This window comes from Pasteurella testudinis DSM 23072 (assembly GCF_900176075.1).
GTDB lineage: Bacteria > Pseudomonadota > Gammaproteobacteria > Enterobacterales > Pasteurellaceae > Chelonobacter > Chelonobacter testudinis.
This window is the reverse complement of record NZ_FWWV01000017.1, coordinates 18,244-37,591: the sequence shown is the minus strand read 5'-3', so window position 1 is coordinate 37,591 and position 19,348 is coordinate 18,244. Positions and strand designations below refer to the sequence as shown.

Sequence of the window (19,348 nt, the reverse complement as noted above, 5' to 3'; positions counted from 1 at the left end):
AGCCGAAAAACCGCACGTTTCACGTGCGGATTGTTATTTTTTTAATAAAAATTATTCTCAGAAGGTTGATTTTCTCTTTATTTTATTGATAATAATTCGTATTCATTTTGAGAAAATGGATACTTCTTTATCTTTTTGAATTTTTTGTGGATTTTGTACGCGCTCACCACTTGGTTGGCGAACGCAGCAGTTTCTACGCTTGATTAAAATGACTAATCCTAAGGAATGTTATGAAAATTTCTGAGAAATTTAATCTGAGTTATATCAGTCTTGCGGTGCTTGGAGCGCTGGCGGCAACATCAACGTTTGCCGACACAACTGCGGAGACTTTAGATGAGATCGTGGTTTCAGATCGTCAAGGTGCGAAGGTGCAAACCAATGTCGTGACGTTGGAAGAGCAAGACGAAAGCACGGCAACGGATTTGCGTAGCTTGTTGGCGGAAGAACCAGCGATTGATTTCGGTGGCGGCAACGGCACATCGCAATTCTTGACCATTCGCGGCATGGGGCAGAACTCGGTTGATATTAAAGTGGATAATGCGTATTCCGACAGCCAAATTCTGTATCATCAAGGGCGTTTCATTATCGATCCGTCATTGCTGAAAAGTGTTTCCGTGCAAAAAGGGGCAGGTTCTGCCAGCGCGGGAATTGGTGCAACTAACGGGGCGATTATTGCCAAAACCGTTGATGCGTTGGATCTGTTAAAAAACAGCGATCGTGATTACGGCTTCAAACTCAACAGCGGTTATTCCAGCAATGAAGGCCACTCTTATGGCGGTGCGCTGTTTGGTAAAGCCGGCAATTTTGATGCGTTGTTCTCATTCAACCGTACCGATGAAGATGATTACAAGCCAGGTAAAGGCTATGCTAATCAATATGGCGGAAAAACAGTGCTGAAGAGTGGGTTAGATAAGCGCAATTACTTAATTAAATTAGGTGCTACTTTCGGTGATCACCGTTTGGTATTAAGTCATTTGCAAGATCAACACCGCGGCGAACGCTTTGTGCGTGAAGAGTTTGGTTGGGCGACAACATTAAGAAACGGTCGCATTTCATCCAACAGCCCGAGCTACCGTGAAACCACACAAAGAAATACTAACCTTGAGTGGACAGCAAAAAACTTAGGCTTTATCAGTGAATTGACTGCCAACGCTTATCTGATGCAAAACAAACGTTATTCTGCCGATGATAGCGGCTGTGGCTATTGCGGCAATATTGCAGGCCCAACCACCACCAAGATTGAGACCCGTGGCGCGAATATCAATTTTGATTCCCCGATTGGTGACAGCGTATTACTGAAATATGGTGTCAATTATCGTGATCAAAAAATTGTTCCTCATACGTTCTTCACATCAATGACGGTCAACAGACAACAAGTGGCATTGCCGCCGCTGTCTAGCCCGAAAAAAGCCGATATTGGAACCTATTTAGAGGCTATTGGCGCAGTTGGTGATTTCACCTTAACCGCCGGTATGCGTTATGATTATTTCAAAGTGAAAACCATGGATGGCAAAGAAGTGTCTGATGGTCGTGTGAATCCGAGTGTTGGCGTGATTTATCAACCGCTTGACAGTTTGAGCTTCAGTTTCGATCACAACTATGCGTCTCGTAGCCCACGTTTATATGATGCGTTGACGACCCATGGTAAACGAGGTGTAGTCTCGATTGCGGACGGTACCGTTGCCGAGCGTGCGCGTAATACAGAAATTGGTTTCAACTTTGACTATAACGGTCTCACATTAGCCGGTAGCTATTTCTGGCAAAAAATTAATGATGCGATTGCCAATCCGCAAAACCGTCATGATTCTGCATTAATCAAAGAAACAACAAATGCCGGTTATATCAAAAACCATGGTTATGAGTTGAGCGCAGCCTATAAGCTGAACGGCTTTATGGCACGTATCGGTGTGGCAGAAAGCAAACCTCGCATTTATGATACTCACCCTGGTAATTTGCTGAGTTCAAACCCTGAATTTGCGGTGCAAACCGGTCGCACATGGACAGCGGAACTGGCTTATCGCTTTGCGAAACCGAACTTAGAATTGGGCTGGCGTAATCGCACGGTGGAAGATGCTGAAGGTTCTGTATTGGTACGTGATGTTGGAGAAGTGAAACGTGAAGGTTACACTGTGCACGACTTCTATATTAACTGGAAGCCGTTTAATGATGATAACTTGAACATCAATGCGTCGCTAAACAATGCGTTTAATAAACTCTATTATCCGCACAGCCAACGTGGTGAAACCTTAGCCGGGGTTGGGCGTGATTTCCGAGTCGGGATTAATTATCAATTTTAATTAATCTTGGGTAAAACAGTGAGAATGAAACGATAAAGCAAGAATTTCTGATAAATTCTGATTTACCAATGTGGCGAAATTCGCTACAATAATGAAATCAATTCTCAATTACAAATACAAAGTGCGGATTGCACTTTGTATTTTTTATTCTGTATCAAAACGTTACAAGGATTTCACAGATGGATCAGCTGTTTGAATTTTTAGAAGACTATACCGATTACATTATTTTAGGCACGTTGGCGCTAATGAGCTTCATTATGCTGTGGATGGTGATCGAGCGGATCATTTTCTTCCGTCAGGTTGATGTCGAGCAGTACGGTACGATTCACGATCTGGAAATTGATTTAACCCGTAATCTGACCACCATTTCGACGGTAGGCTCAAATGCGCCTTATGTGGGTCTGCTGGGCACGGTAATCGGGATTTTATTGACTTTTTATACCATGGGGCAATCCGGCGGCGATATTGATGCGGCTGCGATTATGGTCAACTTGTCATTGGCATTGAAAGCGACCGCAGTCGGGATTTTGGTGGCGATTCCGTCAATGGTTTTTTATAACGGACTGAATCGTAAAGTCGATGTGAATAAAATGAAATGGTTTGCATTCACTGAAAAACAGAAACAACAGGCCTAACGGCAGGGGAAGTGCGGTGAAAAAATTTGATGAAATCAATATAATCCCCTTTTTGGATATTATGCTGGTGTTGTTGGCGATTGTTCTCGTCACGGCATCGTTTATTTCGCAGGGCAAAATTCAGGTGAATGTGCCGAAAGCCAGCAGCAGCGTGACCATGAAAGCCGATGATTTGGCCAAATTGCTGACCGTCACGGAAAGCGGCGAATTGTATTACAACGACAAGCCGATTGATAAAGAGACGTTGGCGGCAGAAATCGCCCAGTGGGATAAAGATCAGAAAGTGACGTTAAAAGTCGATGCCGCGACGGCCTTTCAACAATTTGTCGATATTACCGATATTTTCTCCAAGTATGAAATTAAAAACGTGGCTATCGTAACCTTGAAGCCACAAGGTGAGTAGTTATGAAAAAGCGTCGTTCACTCATCGGGTTTATCCTTTCTCTGCTGATTCACGCCACGATTGCCTCGGCTTTATTGATTACCGTCGGGCGCTCTTTGGCGGAGGAGGCAGGCCAAGCCAGCAGTGAGGTTAGCACCGCAATTTCAATGGAAATGATGATGGCGATGGTGGAAGCCGAGCCGGAACCTGAGCCTGAACCGGTCAAAGAGGTGATTCCGGAACCGAAAGAAGAGATTCCCGATCCGACGGTGAAGCCCGAACCGCCGAAAGTAGAAAAACCGAAAGAACCGGAAAAACCAAAAGAGAAGCCGAAGCCGAAAGAAAAGCCGAAGGATAAACCGAAAAAAGAGCGCAAACCACAGCGCAGCGATGCGGTGCGCGGTGATCGCAACATTGATTCGCCGCACAACATCAATTCTAAAGCGAGCGGCGCACAGGGCAACACGAATATGGTCGGTGGTGGCGGTAAAGCGATCGATGCCTACCGTTCCCAGCTACGGCGTGAAATCGAACGGAATAAGCGTTATCCGCAGCGAGCAAAAATGATGCGAAAACAAGGGGTTGTTACAGTATCCTTTACGCTGAATGCCGACGGCAGTATCAATAATCCGCGCATCACCAAATCTTCCGGCAGCGAAGATCTAGATAAAGCGGCGATACAGGCAGTGCAAAATGCCAGATCGATCGGACCTCGTCCGGCGGGTATGAGCAATACGGTGTCGGTGCCGATCAAATTTAGTATCACTTGATTTGACTGAAGCGGTTAATGAATAAAAAAGCATAATATTCAATATATTATGCATTTTTTGTTGCGGGAAAAGTGCGGTCACATCCAAGCGTTATTGCGGATAATGCCGACGGCAATGCCTTCGATTTCCATCTGCTCGTTTTTTAAGTCCACGATAATCGGTGCAAATTCTTCATTTTCCGCATGCAGATAAACGGTAGAGCCTTTTCTTTCCAGCCGTTTTACCGTCACCTCGTCCTCGATCCGCGCCACAACCACTTGGCCGTTGCGTACGTCTTGAGTGCGGTGCACCGCCAGCATATCGCCGTCTAAAATACCGATGTCTTTCATTGACATTCCGTAAACTTTCAGCAAGAAATGCGCTTGCGGCTTAAACATGGCGGCATCGACTTTATAACTGCCTTCGATATGCTGTTCCGCTAAAATCGGCGCGCCGGCGGCGACCCGTCCGATTAACGGCAGACCGCCGTCTTCGTCATTATCGGCGTCAACCGCACTTTGCTCTTCGTTTAACAGCAAGCGAATGCCGCGCGATGTGCCGGACAAAATTTCAATCACGCCCTTGCGAGCCAACGCTTTGAGGTGTTCTTCCGCCGCATTGGGAGAGCGAAATCCCAGCTCTTTGGCAATTTCCACCCGCGTCGGCGGCATGCCGGTGGATTCCAAATGTGAACGGACAAAATCATACACTTTTTGTTGGCGCGGAGTGAGGGCTTTTAGCGGCTTCATAACGGATTCTCCTGTTTTTTTATACAGCTTAACTGTTATTATATACAGTATCCGGCAATGTGCAATCAATAATTCTCAAGCCGGAACGGAGAACTGCGATGGCAATAGGTGATTAATAGGTGATTAGCAAAAATTATGCTAAAATTTTCCCCCTGCTGCCAGAGCAGACATGCGTTTCACGCTGTTGAATAATAAAATTAACCCTGTTGAATTTGGATTAAAAATAAGAATGGCAATTTTTTTGAATATCTACCGTAAGACTTTGAACCTCATGTTGTCGCTTTCGGTTAAAAGCAATCCGATCCCGAATGATCCGATTGGCGAATTGGAACTGGATACGCAAAAATGTTTTTTATATTTATTACCTTACACCTCGCAGACTGATCTATTGATCTTGCGCAAAGATTGCCTGCAGTTGGGGCTGCCTGACCCGTTGGCGGATAACAAAATTAACGGTGATCGATTGCCGCGCTTTGTCTTTTTGGATAGGGGACGGCGCTTTTTTAAATCACCGCAGTTGACGGAAGATACCCGCTTATTGTTTACCAAATATTTTGAGCTGCACCGCAGTCACCCTGAGTTGGACGTACAGTTAGTGCCGGTGTCGGTGCTATGGGGACGTTCGCCGGGGCGTGAAAAGAAATTACCGCACTTGCGTTTTTTGGGACGTTTGCAAAAATTGTGGGCGATGATTTGGTTCGGACGGGACAATTTCGTGCGCTTTTCCAAAGCGGTATCGTTGCGCAATATGGCACAATTGCAAGGCAGTGATGATGAAATTGCGCTGAAATTGACCCGAGTCGGTAAAATCCACTTCGCCAAACAACGCACGTCCGCCACCGGCCCGCGTTTGCCCGACAGACAAGCGATGTTCCGCCAGATTTTACAGTCAAGTGCGGTGCAGGAAGCGATTGCTGATGAAGCCAAGAACAAGAAAATCGATCACGCCAAAGCCAGCCAAAACGCAGAAAATATCCTGCATGAAATTGCGGCCAATGTGAATTATGAAAGCCTGCGCCTCGCCGATCGCTTTCTCGGCTGGTTGTGGAATAAGCTGTATCGCGGCATTGATGTCAAAAACGGCGATCGTGTGCGCAAATTGGCGATTGAGGGGCATGAAATCGTGTATATTCCATGCCACCGCAGCCATATCGACTATCTATTGCTATCGTATGTGCTTTATCATCAGGGCTTGGTGCCGCCGCATATTGCCGCCGGCATCAACCTCAATTTCTGGCCGGTCGGCGGACGTTTCCGCAGCTGGGGCGCTTTTTTTATCCGCCGCACGTTTAGCGGCAACCGCTTGTATTCGACCGTGTTCCGCCAGTATTTATCCGAACTGTTCCATCGCGGCTATGCCGTAGAATTCTTTATCGAGGGCGGCCGTTCGCGCACCGGACGGCTATTAGCGCCGAAAACCGGCATGTTGTCGATGACGTTGCAGGCACTACTGGAAGGCCACACCCGACCGATCAGTTTAGTGCCGGTATATGTCGGCTATGAACATGTTTTGGAAGTGGACACTTACGCCAAAGAGCTGCGCGGTGCGGCGAAAGAGAAAGAGAATGCCGGACTGGTGCTGCGTGTGATCAAAAAGCTGCGCAACATGGGCAAAGGTTACGTTAATTTCGGCGAACCGATCACGCTGAATACCTATCTGAATCAGCACTATCCGCAGTGGAAAGAGAATCACGGCGAGGAGAGCAAAACGTGGTTGAACAGTGCGGTTGACCAAATTGCGGTGCAAGTGATGCGTAACATCAACAAGGCAGCGGCAATTAATGCGATGAATTTGATTGGCACGGTGCTGCTCTCGTCGCGTCAGCGCGCGCTGTCGCGTGAACAGTTGCTATCGCAGCTCAGCTGTTATCAGCAACTGTTAAATAACGTGAGCTACAGCGGCGATGTGATCGTGCCGCAGGAATCGCCGCAGGAGATGTTGGATCATGTGTTGAGTTTGGATAAAGTCGGCATGATTCAAGAGAAAGATAATTTCGGCGAGATTATCCGTCTTGAGCGCTCTTCCGCCGTGCTGATGACCTATTACCGCAACAATATCCAGCATTTGTTTGTGCTGCCGTCATTGATCGCCTCGATTGTGATTCATCATGAAGCGATTCAACAAAGCCTGCTGCTGCAAGCGGTGCAAAAGATTTATCCGTTCCTTAAATCCGAGCTGTTTATGGATTTCGCCGACGACGATATTGCACCGCTGGTCAAACGGATTTTGGCGGAACTGCAACGGCAGGAGCTGATTAACCGCCATGAAAATATGTTGACTATCAACAAACGCAATATCCGTTCGTTACAACTGCTGGCAGCCGGCGTGCGCGAGATCGTGCAGCGTTATTATATCACGCTTGATTTCCTGCAAGCCGACCCGACCATCGCACGCGGCAGCTTGGAAAAAGAGAGCCAATCGGTGGCGCAGCGTTTGTCGGTGCTGCACGGCATCAATGCGCCGGAGTTTTTTGATAAAGCGGTCTTTTCCACCTTTATCGCCAGCCTGCGTGAAAACGGCTATTTCACCGAAAGCGACGGCGCAGACAGTGCGAAAATCGCCGAACTGGCGGCGATTTTACGCCCGTTGCTGTCCGGCGAAGTGTATATGACTATTTCCAGCTCGGTGGAAAGTGCGGTCGAGAAAGAGAAAAACTGATTGAGAACTTGATGTATAAGGCGGATTTATTCCGCCTTTTCTGTTTTATGTTGTCAGATAAAACAGCTTATTCCGCCAGCCGCTGCGCCAGAAAATCGATAAAGGTGCGGATTTTGGCGCTCAAGTGTTCACGGTTCATATAAGCCGCATACAGCTTTAAGGTTTGCGCTTTTTGCGCATTCAAAATTTTGATCAAGCGCCCTTGCTGCAATTCCGCCAACATCGCCCATTCCGGCAGGCAGGCGATCCCCATGCCGGCGACGACCAACTCTTTTAACATCATGGTGTTATTGCTGTCGGCAACACTGTTGACCGTATAATCTACGCTGGTGTAGTTCGGCGTGACCGCCAGATGCCGCTCCAGATTTTGCGGCGTGATCGGCTCTGGCAACGTCTGAAAATAGCGTGGCGAAGTGACCCAATAGAAATCGATTTCGGTTAGCGGTTTAACGATAATATTCGGATCGATACTGCGATCAACCCGCAGCGCCAAATCAAAACCGTGAGCAATCAAATCGGTACGCTGGTTGTCCAAATACAGTGATAACCGCACTTCGGGATACAAAGTGCGGTATTGCTGCAAAATTTGCGCAAAATAGGGGGTTGCCAACCAAATCGGCAGGGTGATTTTTAGCGTTCCTTGCGGATTGACCACGCCTTGCTGCGCGGTTTGACGGGCAGAATCGAGAATATCCAACGCATGGCAACATTCGCGGTAGTAATTTTGTCCGACTTCGGTCAAACTTAAATGGCGGCTGGAGCGGTTGAGCAGTTTGGCTTGCAGGCAATCTTCCAAGTGGCGTAAATGCTTGCTTGCCATCGCCGGCGAAATGGCTAAATGTTCGGCGGCTTTGCTGAAACTGCCGAGATCGACCACTTGGCGGAACACGTTCATGCTGGTGAGGGTATCCATACGGTTGTCCTGAACGGAAAATAAAAAAGTAGCAAAAAGCATATAGCGATTGTCGGCGGCAATCAAGCGCAGAGGAGCGGAAAATGGCAAGGTTGGTTATTTTTAACAGCGCAACAAGTGCAAACAATAATCCGTTGCGTCGGTTGGTGACGGAGTTTGAACGGCAAACCCTCGCCAAATGGGCTTCGACCCGAATTCAGCACTATCCGCTGACCGCACTTGCCGCAGAGCAAATCCTTGCCGTAAGAGAAACGGTGGCAACGGCGGATTATTTGGCGTTTGTATTGGATTATGCCGAGTTAAACGAGGCTTTACCGCTGCCGTGCGGCGTGTTACCTAATGTGCCGAGCGTGATTTTTTTGGCTGCGCCGCCTTCGCTGCCACCGCACTTGCAAATAAGCTCGCACTTGCAAATAAAACCGCAGGTTGAGGTGAACGCACGGCTGACGGCACAATTTAACAATATCGGCTTGCAACATTTGCAGTTTGTGCTCTTGCAAAACGGCGAACAGGGCTATCCACAGGCGCTACGGCAGCTGGCGCAGATTATGGCATGTTAACCGCCACCGCTGTAAAGTGCGGTCAGCCGCAGCGTGAGGGGGCGTTTTGGCGCAGTTTTGCGGTTATGTTACAATTTGGTTATTTGAAACCTAACCAGAAGGAGATTTTTCTGATGCGAGAACAATTACTGCAATGGCTGTCAGGTCAAAACTACCCGAATTCCGAGCTGGTGGTCAATCTGGTGATGATCACCCTGATTATCCTGACCACACTGCTGTTGCATGCGCTGATTCACTACGGTTTATTTCGTGTGCTGATTAATAAACTGCGAGCCTCGAAACTGCTGTTTCTGAATATTTTGGCGGAACATCGGCTGTTTATCAATTTAGCCTTGACTATTCAGGGGCTGTTGCTGGTGGTGCAGCTGCGGATCTGGCTGCCGCAAAATGCTTGGCGCGAAGGCTTTATTGCCGTCACCCATATTTGGTGCTTGATTTTTGCGCTGTTTTCGGTGTTTTCGTTGTTGGATACGCTGCAAACCTATCTGTTCCGCCGCAATTTAGCCCAGCATTTTCCGGTGCGCGGCTTGGTGCAAACGATTAAATTGTTGGCTTCGATCGGCATCGGGATCTTATTGATCTCACTGATTTTAGGTCAGTCGCCGTTGATTCTGCTCAGTGGTTTAGGGGCGATGACGGCGGTCTTGATGTTGGTGTTTAAAGATCCGATTCTCGGTCTGGTAGCGGGAATTCAGCTGTCCGCCAACCGCATGTTAAATGTGGGCGACTGGCTGGAAATGCCGAAATACGGCGCTGACGGCAGTGTGATCGATATCGGGCTGACCACCGTCAAAGTGCGCAACTGGGATAACACCGTCACCACGTTGCCGACCTATGCGCTGATTTCCGATTCGTTTAAAAACTGGCGGGCGATGAGCGAATCCGGCGGCCGCCGTATTAAACGCGCGGTCTATCTGGACAGCAGCAGCGTGCATTTTCTCAGCCGAAGCGAAATTGCACATTTGCAGCAAAGCCGTTTGTTGAACGACTATCTGGATAAACGCCAGCAGGAGATTCGCGAGTTTCATCAAGTCAATCAAATCGACCACAACAGCTATCTCAACGGGCGGCATCTGACCAACTTGGGTACTTTTCGTGCCTATTTGCTGCGATATCTCGAAAATAACCGCCATATCCGCCAAAATATGACCTTGATGGTGCGCCAGCTGGACGCCAGCGAAAAAGGGATTCCGCTGGAGATTTACTGCTTCACCAACACCGTGATTTGGCGCGAATACGAAGGCATTCAGGCGGATATCTTCGACCATATTTATGCGGTGGCAAAAGAGTTTAACCTGCGGGTTTACCAAGCGCCGAGCGGCTACGATATGCGCAAAATGGGGCGTGACGATTAATTGCGGCGCAAAACGGCAATATCGCAACAGCCTAATTTTTAGCTAATTTTTCCGCTAATTTTATCGGTGCCGGCATTAACAAAGTGAAACGCATTCGTCAGGCAAGCGCGCGTTTGAACAGATTAGGCTTGATGCGCAGCAGGTGAGCGAGACGCTGAAAACATCAATCAATTCGGACACCGCACTTTGTTAAAAAATAGGCAAAGTGCGGTATTAATCGCCGAATATCACCCGTTTGCTGAAAAAATACTTGACGAAAAGGCGATAAATCCCTATAGTTTGCGCCCTGTCAGTTCTCAAATAATCAGCATTCAATGCTCAGCGGTGAGATGTCCGAGAGGCTGAAGGAGCACGCCTGGAAAGTGTGTATGCGCGAAAGTGCATCGAGGGTTCGAATCCCTCTCTCACCGCCATTTCTTCATTGCTATTTCCCCTTTGTCTGTTTTCCCTGTTTTAATTTTCCGATCTGTTTTTCAGCACTTTTCATTTGCCGATGTGGTTATGGTATTTTCCAGTACAAAAAAACCGCACTTGAAGTGCGGTTGGTTGCATACGCCGGTTATCATCACAATTTACAGCCAGCCTTTGCGTTTAAAATAGATATACGGCGCAAACGCGGCGAGCAGCATTAAACCGAGCGCCATCGGGTAGCCGAAGGTGAAGCCGAGTTCGGGCATTTCTTTAAAGTTCATACCGTAATTGGACGCGACCAGCGTCGGCGGCAGGAAAATCACCGAAACCACCGAGAAGATTTTGATGATCCGGTTCTGTTCGATATTGATAAAACCCATTGCCGCCTGCATAAGGAAGTTCACTTTTTGGAACAGGGATTCGTTATGCGGTTGTAGGGATTCGATATCGCGCAATACTTCGCGCGCCTGTTCGAGCTGGCTTGCCGGCAGACGGGTTTTGCGCACTAAAAAGCTCAACGCCCGTTGGGTGTCCATCAGGCATAACCGCACTTTGGAGCTGGCGTCTTCCTGTTCGGTCAGGGTGGAGAGGGCTTGGTCAAAGGCTTCGCCTTGTTTGCCGTCTAAAATAACCCGACTTAATTGTTCCAAATCGGCGTAAATGGTTTCGATCACATCGGCGAGCTGTTCGATTTTGGTTTCGAACAGATCCAGCAGCAATTCGTAGGCATTACAGGCTTCCAATTTCTGAATGCGCGAACGCATGCGGTAGAGACGGAAAGCCGGCAGTTCGCGGTCGCGCAGGGTGAATAAACGCCCGTCGCGCAAGGTGAAGGCAACGGTCGAAATGTCAGCGTAGTCGTCCTCGTCTTCGCAGTAAAAGAAAGAGTGTAAATGCAAGCCGTCCTCGTCTTCGAAAAAACGTGCCGACGCTTCCAAATCTTCCAATTCCAAATAGCTGGCGAGGCTTTGCCCCAGCCCTTCCTGCAACACTTCACGTTCTTCGCTGCTGGGATCGATCAGGTCAATCCAGATGGCCGAGTCTAAATTTTGGCTGGTTTCGTCAATGCGAACCAGACGGGCGTTGTCCAATGCAAAAGCACCAATCATATTTCATACTCCCCGATGGGTTTATGAACACGCAATGAACAAATTAAGATTCCGGTAATTAATAACAGGCAAGTAGAAACGATTCGTACTTATCCGCGATAGGCTCGCCGACAAGTCAAGGGAAATGAGGGCGGGTATCAAATGTAAGAATTAAGCCGGCATCGACTGTGACTGTCCAAAGTGTGTGTCCTCATATTATTAAATCGTGCGAATCTTACGCTCTACGCTGGTAAAGGTCAAGTTATAATATCCGAGAGCGGTGGGGCGTGGTGGTTTATCTGCTAAAATTTTTCATAAGAAAAATAATAATTTGTGATCTGGCACAAGCTCTTTTTTTTGGCATGGTGGTATTATTCTGACAGTATTAGGTGTATTTTTGATACGAAACATTTACTTAGCTGATAAGTAATTAAGGAGGCGATTATGTACAAACACATTTTGGTAGCCGTAGATTTATCCGAAGACAGCCCGATTCTGCTGAACAAAGCAGTGGATATTGCCAAGCGCCATCAGGCAAAACTGTCGCTGATCCATGTCGATGTCAATTTTTCCGATCTGTATACCGGCTTGATTGATATTAATATGGCAACGATGCAGGATCGAATCTCAGTAGAAACCCAAGAAGCGTTAAACAAGTTGGCGGGTTCAGTCGATTATCCGATTACGGAAAAATTGAGCGGCACTGGTGATTTGGAGCAGGTATTGAAAGAAGCGATCAGCAAATATGATGCTGATCTGTTGGTGACAGGACATCATCAGGATTTCTGGAGCAAGCTGATCTCCTCCACCCGACAAGTCATGAATTCGATTACTATCGATATGCTGGTGGTGCCGCTGAAAGACGAAGATTAGCCTGCGCTTTTGACGTAGGATTTAGGCTTGAACCTGACCGTTTTCGGCGCAAGCCTGTTTTCGTGTAACCGCACGTTATTTTAACCGCACTTTGTCAAAAATCGGCAAAGTGCGGTTTTGTCCGCCTAATGAACGGCATAATTTGCCGACAACCGCACTTAAACCGCGCACAAAGCCATTCCCCACGCCTATTTTTTATGCGAAAATAGACCGTTTTTACATACACGACTACCCTATAAAGTTGTTATCGCAAAGGATTAAAGATTAATGAAAACAACAGCAGATATCAGACGCGACTTTTTACGTTTTTTCGAAACCAAAGGACATCAGATTGTCGCCAGCAGTTCGCTGGTGCCGGAAAACGATCCGACCCTGCTTTTCACCAATGCCGGTATGAACCAGTTTAAAGAGGTGTTTCTCGGTCAGGATCAACGCAATTACAAACGGGCGACCACCGCGCAGCGCTGCGTGCGTGCCGGCGGAAAGCATAACGATTTGGAAAATGTAGGCTATACCGCGCGCCACCACACGTTTTTTGAAATGCTGGGCAATTTCAGTTTCGGCGATTATTTCAAGCAGGACGCGATTCAATATGCGTGGGAATTTCTGACTTCTGCCGTTTGGTTGAACCTGCCGGCGGAAAAACTGTGGGTGACGGTGTATGAAACCGATCAGGAAGCCTATGATATTTGGAATAAAACCGTCGGTGTGCCGGCGGAGCGTATCGTGCGTATCGGCGATAACAAAGGCGCACCTTATGCGTCCGATAACTTCTGGCAAATGGGCGACACCGGTCCTTGCGGTCCTTGCACCGAAATTTTCTACGATCATGGCGAGCATATTTGGGGCGGCCCGCCGGGATCCGCCGAAGAGGACGGCGACCGCTATATCGAAATTTGGAACGTGGTATTCATGCAGTTTAACCGCCAAGCGGACGGCACAATGCTGCCGCTGCCGAAACCGTCGGTCGATACCGGCATGGGCTTGGAGCGCATCAGTGCGGTGCTGCAACACGTTAACTCCAACTACGACATTGATATTTTCCGCCGTTTGGTGGCTAAAGCCGCCGACATCACCGGCACGGTTGATCTGAAGAACAAATCGTTAAACGTAATTGCCGATCATATCCGCTCTTGTGCTTATCTGATTGCCGACGGCGTGATTCCGTCCAACGAAGGGCGCGGTTATGTATTGCGCCGCATTATCCGCCGCGCGGTGCGTCACGGACATCTGTTAGGGGCAAAAGGTGCTTTTTTCTATCAACTTGTGCCGACCTTGATTGAGGTGATGGCGGAAGCCGGCAACGAGCTGAAAGACAATCAGGCGTTAATCGAAAAACTGCTGCGTCAAGAAGAAGAGCAGTTCGCCCGTACGTTGGAGCGCGGTTTGGTGCTGTTGGACGAGGCGTTGGCGAAAGTGGAAAACAAGGTGCTGTCCGGCGAAGTGGTGTTCAAACTGTACGATACTTACGGCTTCCCGTATGATTTGACGGCGGACATTTGCCGTGAAAAAGAGATTGTGATTGATCAGGACGGCTTTGACCGTGCGATGGAAGCCCAGCGCCAGCAAGCGCAAGCCGCCAGCAATTTCGGCATTGACTACAGTAATGTGATTTCCGTTGACGGCGAAACCTGTTTCGAGGGCTACAGCGAATCGGAAAGTTTGGGCAAGGTGTTGGCGATTTTCCACGACGGCAAGGAAGTGGAGCGCCTGCAAGCCGGACAAAGTGCGGTAGTGGTGTTGGACAATACGCCGTTTTACGGCGAGTCCGGCGGACAAATCGGCGATAGCGGTCGTCTGGAAAGCCAAAGTGCGGTTTTTGCGGTGAAAGATACGCAGAAATACGGCAAAGTATTCGGGCATATCGGTGAATTGCTGCAAGGTGAGTTGGTGGTCGGACAGAGTTTGAATGCGGCGGTGGACAGCCAACGCCGTGCCAAAACCGCACTCAACCACTCGGCAACCCATTTGTTGCACGCCGCACTGCGTCAAATTTTAGGCACGCATGTCAGCCAAAAGGGCTCTTTGGTGTCCGACAGCATTTTGCGTTTTGACTTTGCGCAGCCGGAAGCGATCAGTAAAGCGCAGTTGAATGCGATTGAAGATCTGGTCAATCAGCAAATCCGTGCCAATTTGCCGATTGTAACCGAAATTATGGATTTGGATGCAGCCAAAGCCAAAGGCGCAATGGCATTGTTCGGTGAAAAATACAGCGAACAAGTGCGGGTGTTGTCGATGGGCGAATTTTCTACTGAACTGTGCGGCGGCATTCATGCTAAACGTACCGGCGACATTGGTTTGTTCAAAATCACCTCCGAAGGTGCGATTGCGGCAGGGATTCGCCGGATTGAAGCCGTGACCGGTGCGAATGCGATCAACTGGTTGCACCAACTGCAAGCCGTCATTCAACAAAGTGCGGATCTGTTGAAAGCGGACAGCAATAGCTTGGTTGAGAAAATCCAGCAATTGCAGGAGCGCAACAAACGTAGCGAGAAAGAGTTGCAGCTGCTGAAAGAAAAAGCGGCGCAGCAAGCCGGTAACAATTTGGCGAAACAGACGCAAACAATTAACGGCGTGCAGGTGGTACTGCAAAAGCTGGACGGTGTGGAAGCAAAATCGCTGCGGATTATGGTGGACGATTTGAAAAACCAGCTGGGTTCAGCAGTGATTGCGTTTGCTTCGGTGAGTGACGGCAAAGTGAATCTGATTGTCGGCGTTACCAACGATTTAACCGCGAAAGTTAAAGCCGGCGAACTGGTCAACTTAATGGCGCAGCAAGTCGGCGGAAAAGGCGGTGGCCGTCCTGATCTGGCGATGGCCGGCGGCGCACAAGTGGAAAATGTCGCCATTGCACTGGCAAGTGCGAAAACGTGGCTAGAAAATAAATTGTAATTAAATCAAAGCGAATAAAAAACAGGGCATTTGTCCTGTTTTTATTTTTGTGTGCCACTGCACATTTTACGGTTTTTTCGATCACTTTTTTTTATGAAATAAAGTATTATCAATGTGTGTTATTTTTCGGTAATAAATATTTCGGATTACCGTAAATAACACCTTTATTGCGATCAAAGAGGGATATATGCTTATTCTGACGAGAAAAATCGGTGAAAGTTTGCTAATCGGAGAGGATATTTCCATCTCTGTACTCAGTGTGCGCGGTAATCAGGTAAAAATCGGAGTGAATGCTCCAAAAGATGTCGCAGTGCATCGGGAAGAAATATATCAGCGTCTTAAAGAAGCAGATGATAAAAAAACAGATTAACGGTAATTGGAGTTTGTAGATGACAAAATTAACTTGTTTCAAGGCTTATGATGTGCGTGGTCGTTTGGGTGACGAACTGAATACCGATATTGCTTATCGGATCGGACGTGCTTTCGGGCAATTTTTGCAACCGAAAAACGTTGTGGTCGGCGGTGATGTTCGTTTAAGCAGCAAGGAATTGAAAAGCGCTTTGACCAATGGTTTGTTGGATTCCGGTGTCGATGTGATTGATTTGGGCCTGACCGGTACCGAAGAAGTCTATTTTGCTACCTCATTCCTGAAAGTGGACGGTGGCATTGAAGTAACGGCTAGTCATAACCCGATGAATTATAACGGTTTGAAATTCGTTAAGGCAGGCTCGCGCCCTATCAGTTCCGACAGTGGGCTGGGTGATATCCAGCGTTTGGCGGAAGAAAATAATTTTCCCGAAGTTGCAAAACGCGGCGAATATAAACAGCTTTCGGTGCTGAAAGAGTATGTTGATCATCTGCTGACCTATATCAATCTGGATAATTTCAACAAACCGTTAAAACTGGTGATCAACTCCGGTAACGGTGCTGCCGGTCATGTGATTGACGAATTGGAAGCCCGTTTTAAAGAAAAAGCCCCGCTGGTGAGCTTTATCAAGGTGCATAACGAGCCGGACGGCAATTTCCCGCACGGAATCCCTAACCCGATTTTGCATGAAAACCGCCAAGATACCATTGATGCGGTGTTGGCGAACAAGGCGGATATGGGGATTGCCTTTGACGGTGACTTTGACCGCTGCTTCCTGTTTGATGAGAATGCCACTTTTATCGAAGGCTACTATATCGTCGGTTTGTTGGGACAGGCGTTTTTAGCCAAAAATCCGGGGGCGAAAATTATCTTAGATCCGCGCCTAATGTGGAATACCGTTGAATTAGTCGAAGAAATGGGCGGCGAAGCAGTGGTGTCCAAATCCGGCCACTCGTTTATCAAAGAGAAAATGCGTGCTGTGGACGCGATTTACGGCGGCGAAATGAGTGCGCACCACTATTTCCGTGATTTCTTCTATTGCGACAGCGGCATGATCCCGTGGTTGTTGGCGGCGGAATTGCTCTGCACCACCGGCAAAACCTTAGGACAGCTGGTTGGCGATCGTTTGAATGCCTATCCTTCGCCGGGCGAAATCAACAGTAAATTGGAAGATGCCCAAGTTGCGATTGCCCGCGTGCGTGCATTTTACGAAAAAGATGCCATTGCGGTGGACGAAATGGACGGTATCAGTATCGAATATCCGACTTGGCGTTTTAACCTGCGCAGCTCAAATACTGAACCGGTAGTGCGGTTGAATCTGGAGACCCGTGGCGATAAAGCCTTGATGGAAGAGAAAACAACGGAAATTTTGGCATTACTTCGTGCCTAATTTTTAGTAGAATAACGCCGTATCTACGTTTAAATAGATACGGCGTTTATTCTTGTCGATTAAAGGAAACCTCATGAAAGTGATTATTCCGGTAGCCGGGCTTGGCACACGCATGCTGCCTGCCACCAAAGCCATTCCGAAAGAGATGCTGACCATTGTGGACAAACCGCTGATTCAGTATGTGGTCAGCGAATGTGTCAATGCGGGAATCAAAGAGATCGTTTTGGTGACCCACTCTTCCAAAAACTCAATTGAAAACCATTTCGACACGTCGTATGAGCTGGAGTCGATGTTGGAAAAACGGGTTAAGCGTCAGTTGCTGGAAGAAGTGCGGTCGATTATCCCGCCCGGCGTGACGATTATGCACGTTCGGCAAGGAAACGCCAAAGGCTTGGGACACGCGGTATTGTGCGCCAAACCGTTGGTCGGCGACGAACCTTTTGTGGTAGTGCTGCCCGATGTGATTTTGGCGGAATTTAGTGCCGATCAGAAAAAAGAGAATCTGGCGGCCATGTTGCAGCGCTTTAAAGAAACGCAAATCAGCCAGATTATGGTCGCACCGGTTGCGCCGCAAGAGGTCAGCAACTACGGCATTGTCGATTGTAACGGCGTGGTACTCAATGGCGGTGAAAGTGCGGTGATCAACAATATCGTGGAGAAACCGAGCGTGGAAGAAGCGCCGTCGAATTTATCGGTGGTCGGGCGTTATGTCTTTTCCGCGGCGATTTGGAACTTACTGGCGAAAACCCCAGTCGGCGTGGGCGATGAAATTCAACTGACTGATGCGATTGATATGTTGATCGAGCAGGAAACCGTAGAAGCCTTCCATATGAGCGGTAAAAGCTTCGATTGCGGTGATAAACTGGGTTATTTGCAAGCGATTGTGGAATACGGCACGCAACACCCGAAATTAGGCGACGAGTTTAAAGGCTTTTTGCGGCAGTTCAGCAAAACGTTATAATAAATCGGGTGGGAAATATCCCGCCCGTATTTTTTCGACTAAGCCTTATTTTAGGCTGATTCTTCCAAGGTATAAGGCAGCGGATATAAGCACAGCGGCTGCGGACTGTCCTCGCTTAAGCGGAAACGTTGACCGGCTTCGCTATCGTTTGCCAGCACCACTTGCAGCCACAATACACCGTCGTGCTGTACCGCATTTAAAATCGAACCGGTTTTGCGCCAGTTGGTTTCCAGCAATAACTCCACCCCCTGCCCGATAGCCGGAACGGTATCCGGTTGTCCGACTAAGGTAAACAGCGCGCGCTTGTTGGCACCGCGATATTTGGCGCGGGCGATGGTTTCCTGCCCGATATAACAGCCTTTATGAAATGAAACGGTTTGTTCCAGCAACTGTAAATTGATTGCTTGCGGAATAAACTGATTCTGGTTTTCCGCGGTCAATAGCGGTATGCCGTCCTGAATATCCAGCAGATCCCAAGCCGAAGCGCTTTCGGTCGGGGTAATGGCAACCGCACTTTCACTGATCAGCAACCAACGCGGTTGTGCGTGTGCGATATACAGCAGCAGGTTGCCGTTATTACGGCTCAACGGCGTTTCGGCATTTGGCAGTTGTCCGCCGCACACGGTATCGGATAATGTGCCGAGAGTTTGCGCCGCCTGCTTGCCGGCAAAACCGATCAAAGTGCGGTTTAGCGGTGTAAAACTGACTTTGGAGAAAACCGCATATTTTTTCAGCTGCTCGAACGCTGCCGGAAGCAAGGCACTACGGATAATCAAATAGAATTGTGTCTGGCTCAGGCGCAATAACCGAAATACCGACCAGACTTTCCCTTTCGGATCACAGTGGGCGGTTAATGTGGAATCGCCGACAGCCAGTTTGCTTACGTCGGTGGTGAGCTGTCCTTGTAAAAATTTCTCACTGTCTTCGCCGTCGACTTCGATTAATTGGTAGTGTTCCAAGGCGCAAACAATGTTCGCGCGGCTTTCTGTCAGCAGGGGATATTGGCAATGTAAGCTCATGATTTTTTCTCGACAAATTTTGTAAAATAGATAATTTGTTCCGATTCT

The 19,348-nt window shown here is 48.2% G+C and carries 16 protein-coding genes and 1 tRNA gene; 13 read left to right on the top strand and 4 right to left on the bottom strand.

What is annotated here, in order from left to right; genetic code table 11:
• The first annotated feature begins 230 nt into the window (after positions 1-230).
• From B8880_RS07975 to B8880_RS07960, 4 genes are all read left to right on the top strand, one after another.
• Entirely contained in the window at positions 231-2,297 is a 2,067-nt protein-coding gene (locus tag B8880_RS07975) for a TonB-dependent siderophore receptor (RefSeq protein WP_084257090.1), read from the top strand.
• 179 nt (positions 2,298-2,476) lie between these two features.
• Positions 2,477-2,932, top strand: coding sequence for a TonB-system energizer ExbB (exbB, locus tag B8880_RS07970; RefSeq protein WP_084257089.1), 456 nt, complete (start codon positions 2,477-2,479; stop codon positions 2,930-2,932).
• A 16-nt stretch (positions 2,933-2,948) separates the two neighbouring features.
• Positions 2,949-3,335 (top strand): TonB system transport protein ExbD, encoded by a 387-nt coding sequence (gene exbD / locus B8880_RS07965; protein WP_084257088.1) that lies wholly within the window; start codon positions 2,949-2,951, stop codon positions 3,333-3,335.
• 2 nt (positions 3,336-3,337) lie between these two features.
• The gene (locus B8880_RS07960; RefSeq protein ID WP_084257087.1) at positions 3,338-4,084 is read left to right on the top strand and encodes an energy transducer TonB; all 747 of its coding nucleotides are present in this window, start codon (positions 3,338-3,340) and stop codon (positions 4,082-4,084) included.
• Between the two features lie 77 nt (positions 4,085-4,161).
• Here the strand turns inward: B8880_RS07960 and lexA are convergent, their stop codons facing one another.
• A complete protein-coding gene (gene lexA / locus B8880_RS07955) occupies positions 4,162-4,812 on the bottom strand; it encodes a transcriptional repressor LexA (RefSeq protein ID WP_084257086.1) in 651 nt (216 codons plus the stop codon).
• A 229-nt stretch (positions 4,813-5,041) separates the two neighbouring features.
• Between lexA and plsB the strand changes: the two genes are divergently transcribed.
• A complete protein-coding gene (gene plsB / locus B8880_RS07950) occupies positions 5,042-7,471 on the top strand; it encodes a glycerol-3-phosphate 1-O-acyltransferase PlsB (RefSeq protein ID WP_084257094.1) in 2,430 nt (809 codons plus the stop codon).
• A 67-nt stretch (positions 7,472-7,538) separates the two neighbouring features.
• Here plsB and B8880_RS07945 read toward each other — a convergent pair whose 3' ends face one another.
• Complete coding sequence (locus B8880_RS07945) at positions 7,539-8,384, bottom strand: LysR family transcriptional regulator (RefSeq protein ID WP_084257085.1); 846 nt, start codon at positions 8,382-8,384, stop codon at positions 7,539-7,541.
• Between the two features lie 83 nt (positions 8,385-8,467).
• Between B8880_RS07945 and B8880_RS07940 the strand changes: the two genes are divergently transcribed.
• The 3 genes from B8880_RS07940 (at position 8,468) to B8880_RS07930 (ending at position 10,712) form a co-directional block, all read left to right on the top strand.
• A complete protein-coding gene (locus B8880_RS07940; RefSeq protein ID WP_084257084.1) occupies positions 8,468-8,944 on the top strand; it encodes a hypothetical protein in 477 nt (158 codons plus the stop codon).
• A 113-nt stretch (positions 8,945-9,057) separates the two neighbouring features.
• A complete protein-coding gene (locus B8880_RS07935; RefSeq protein ID WP_084257093.1) occupies positions 9,058-10,299 on the top strand; it encodes a mechanosensitive ion channel family protein in 1,242 nt (413 codons plus the stop codon).
• Between the two features lie 323 nt (positions 10,300-10,622).
• Positions 10,623-10,712 (top strand) — tRNA-Ser (locus B8880_RS07930).
• Between the two features lie 159 nt (positions 10,713-10,871).
• Here B8880_RS07930 and corA read toward each other — a convergent pair.
• The gene (gene corA / locus B8880_RS07925; RefSeq protein WP_084257083.1) at positions 10,872-11,819 is read right to left on the bottom strand and encodes a magnesium/cobalt transporter CorA; all 948 of its coding nucleotides are present in this window, start codon (positions 11,817-11,819) and stop codon (positions 10,872-10,874) included.
• Positions 11,820-12,242: 423 nt separating this feature from the next.
• On the opposite strand from corA, the gene uspA reads away from it, so the two are divergent.
• From uspA to galU, 5 genes are all read left to right on the top strand, one after another.
• Positions 12,243-12,671 carry a universal stress protein UspA gene (gene uspA, locus B8880_RS07920; RefSeq protein WP_084257082.1) on the top strand — a complete coding sequence of 143 codons (429 nt, stop codon included), beginning with the start codon at positions 12,243-12,245 and terminating at the stop codon, positions 12,669-12,671.
• 267 nt (positions 12,672-12,938) lie between these two features.
• Positions 12,939-15,563, top strand: a complete 2,625-nt coding sequence (alaS, locus tag B8880_RS07915) for an alanine--tRNA ligase (protein ID WP_084257081.1) — start codon at positions 12,939-12,941, stop codon at positions 15,561-15,563.
• Positions 15,564-15,750: 187 nt separating this feature from the next.
• Positions 15,751-15,933 (top strand): carbon storage regulator CsrA, encoded by a 183-nt coding sequence (gene csrA, locus B8880_RS07910; RefSeq protein ID WP_084257080.1) that lies wholly within the window; start codon positions 15,751-15,753, stop codon positions 15,931-15,933.
• A gap of 19 nt (positions 15,934-15,952) precedes the next feature.
• Entirely contained in the window at positions 15,953-17,320 is a 1,368-nt protein-coding gene (locus B8880_RS07905) for a phosphohexomutase domain-containing protein (protein WP_084257079.1), read from the top strand.
• 73 nt (positions 17,321-17,393) lie between these two features.
• Positions 17,394-18,281, top strand: a complete 888-nt coding sequence (gene galU / locus B8880_RS07900; protein WP_084257078.1) for a UTP--glucose-1-phosphate uridylyltransferase GalU — start codon at positions 17,394-17,396, stop codon at positions 18,279-18,281.
• Between the two features lie 50 nt (positions 18,282-18,331).
• Here galU and ygfZ read toward each other — a convergent pair whose 3' ends face one another.
• Positions 18,332-19,300, bottom strand: coding sequence for a tRNA-modifying protein YgfZ (gene ygfZ, locus B8880_RS07895; RefSeq protein ID WP_084257077.1), 969 nt, complete (start codon positions 19,298-19,300; stop codon positions 18,332-18,334).
• Positions 19,301-19,348: the final 48 nt, after the last annotated feature.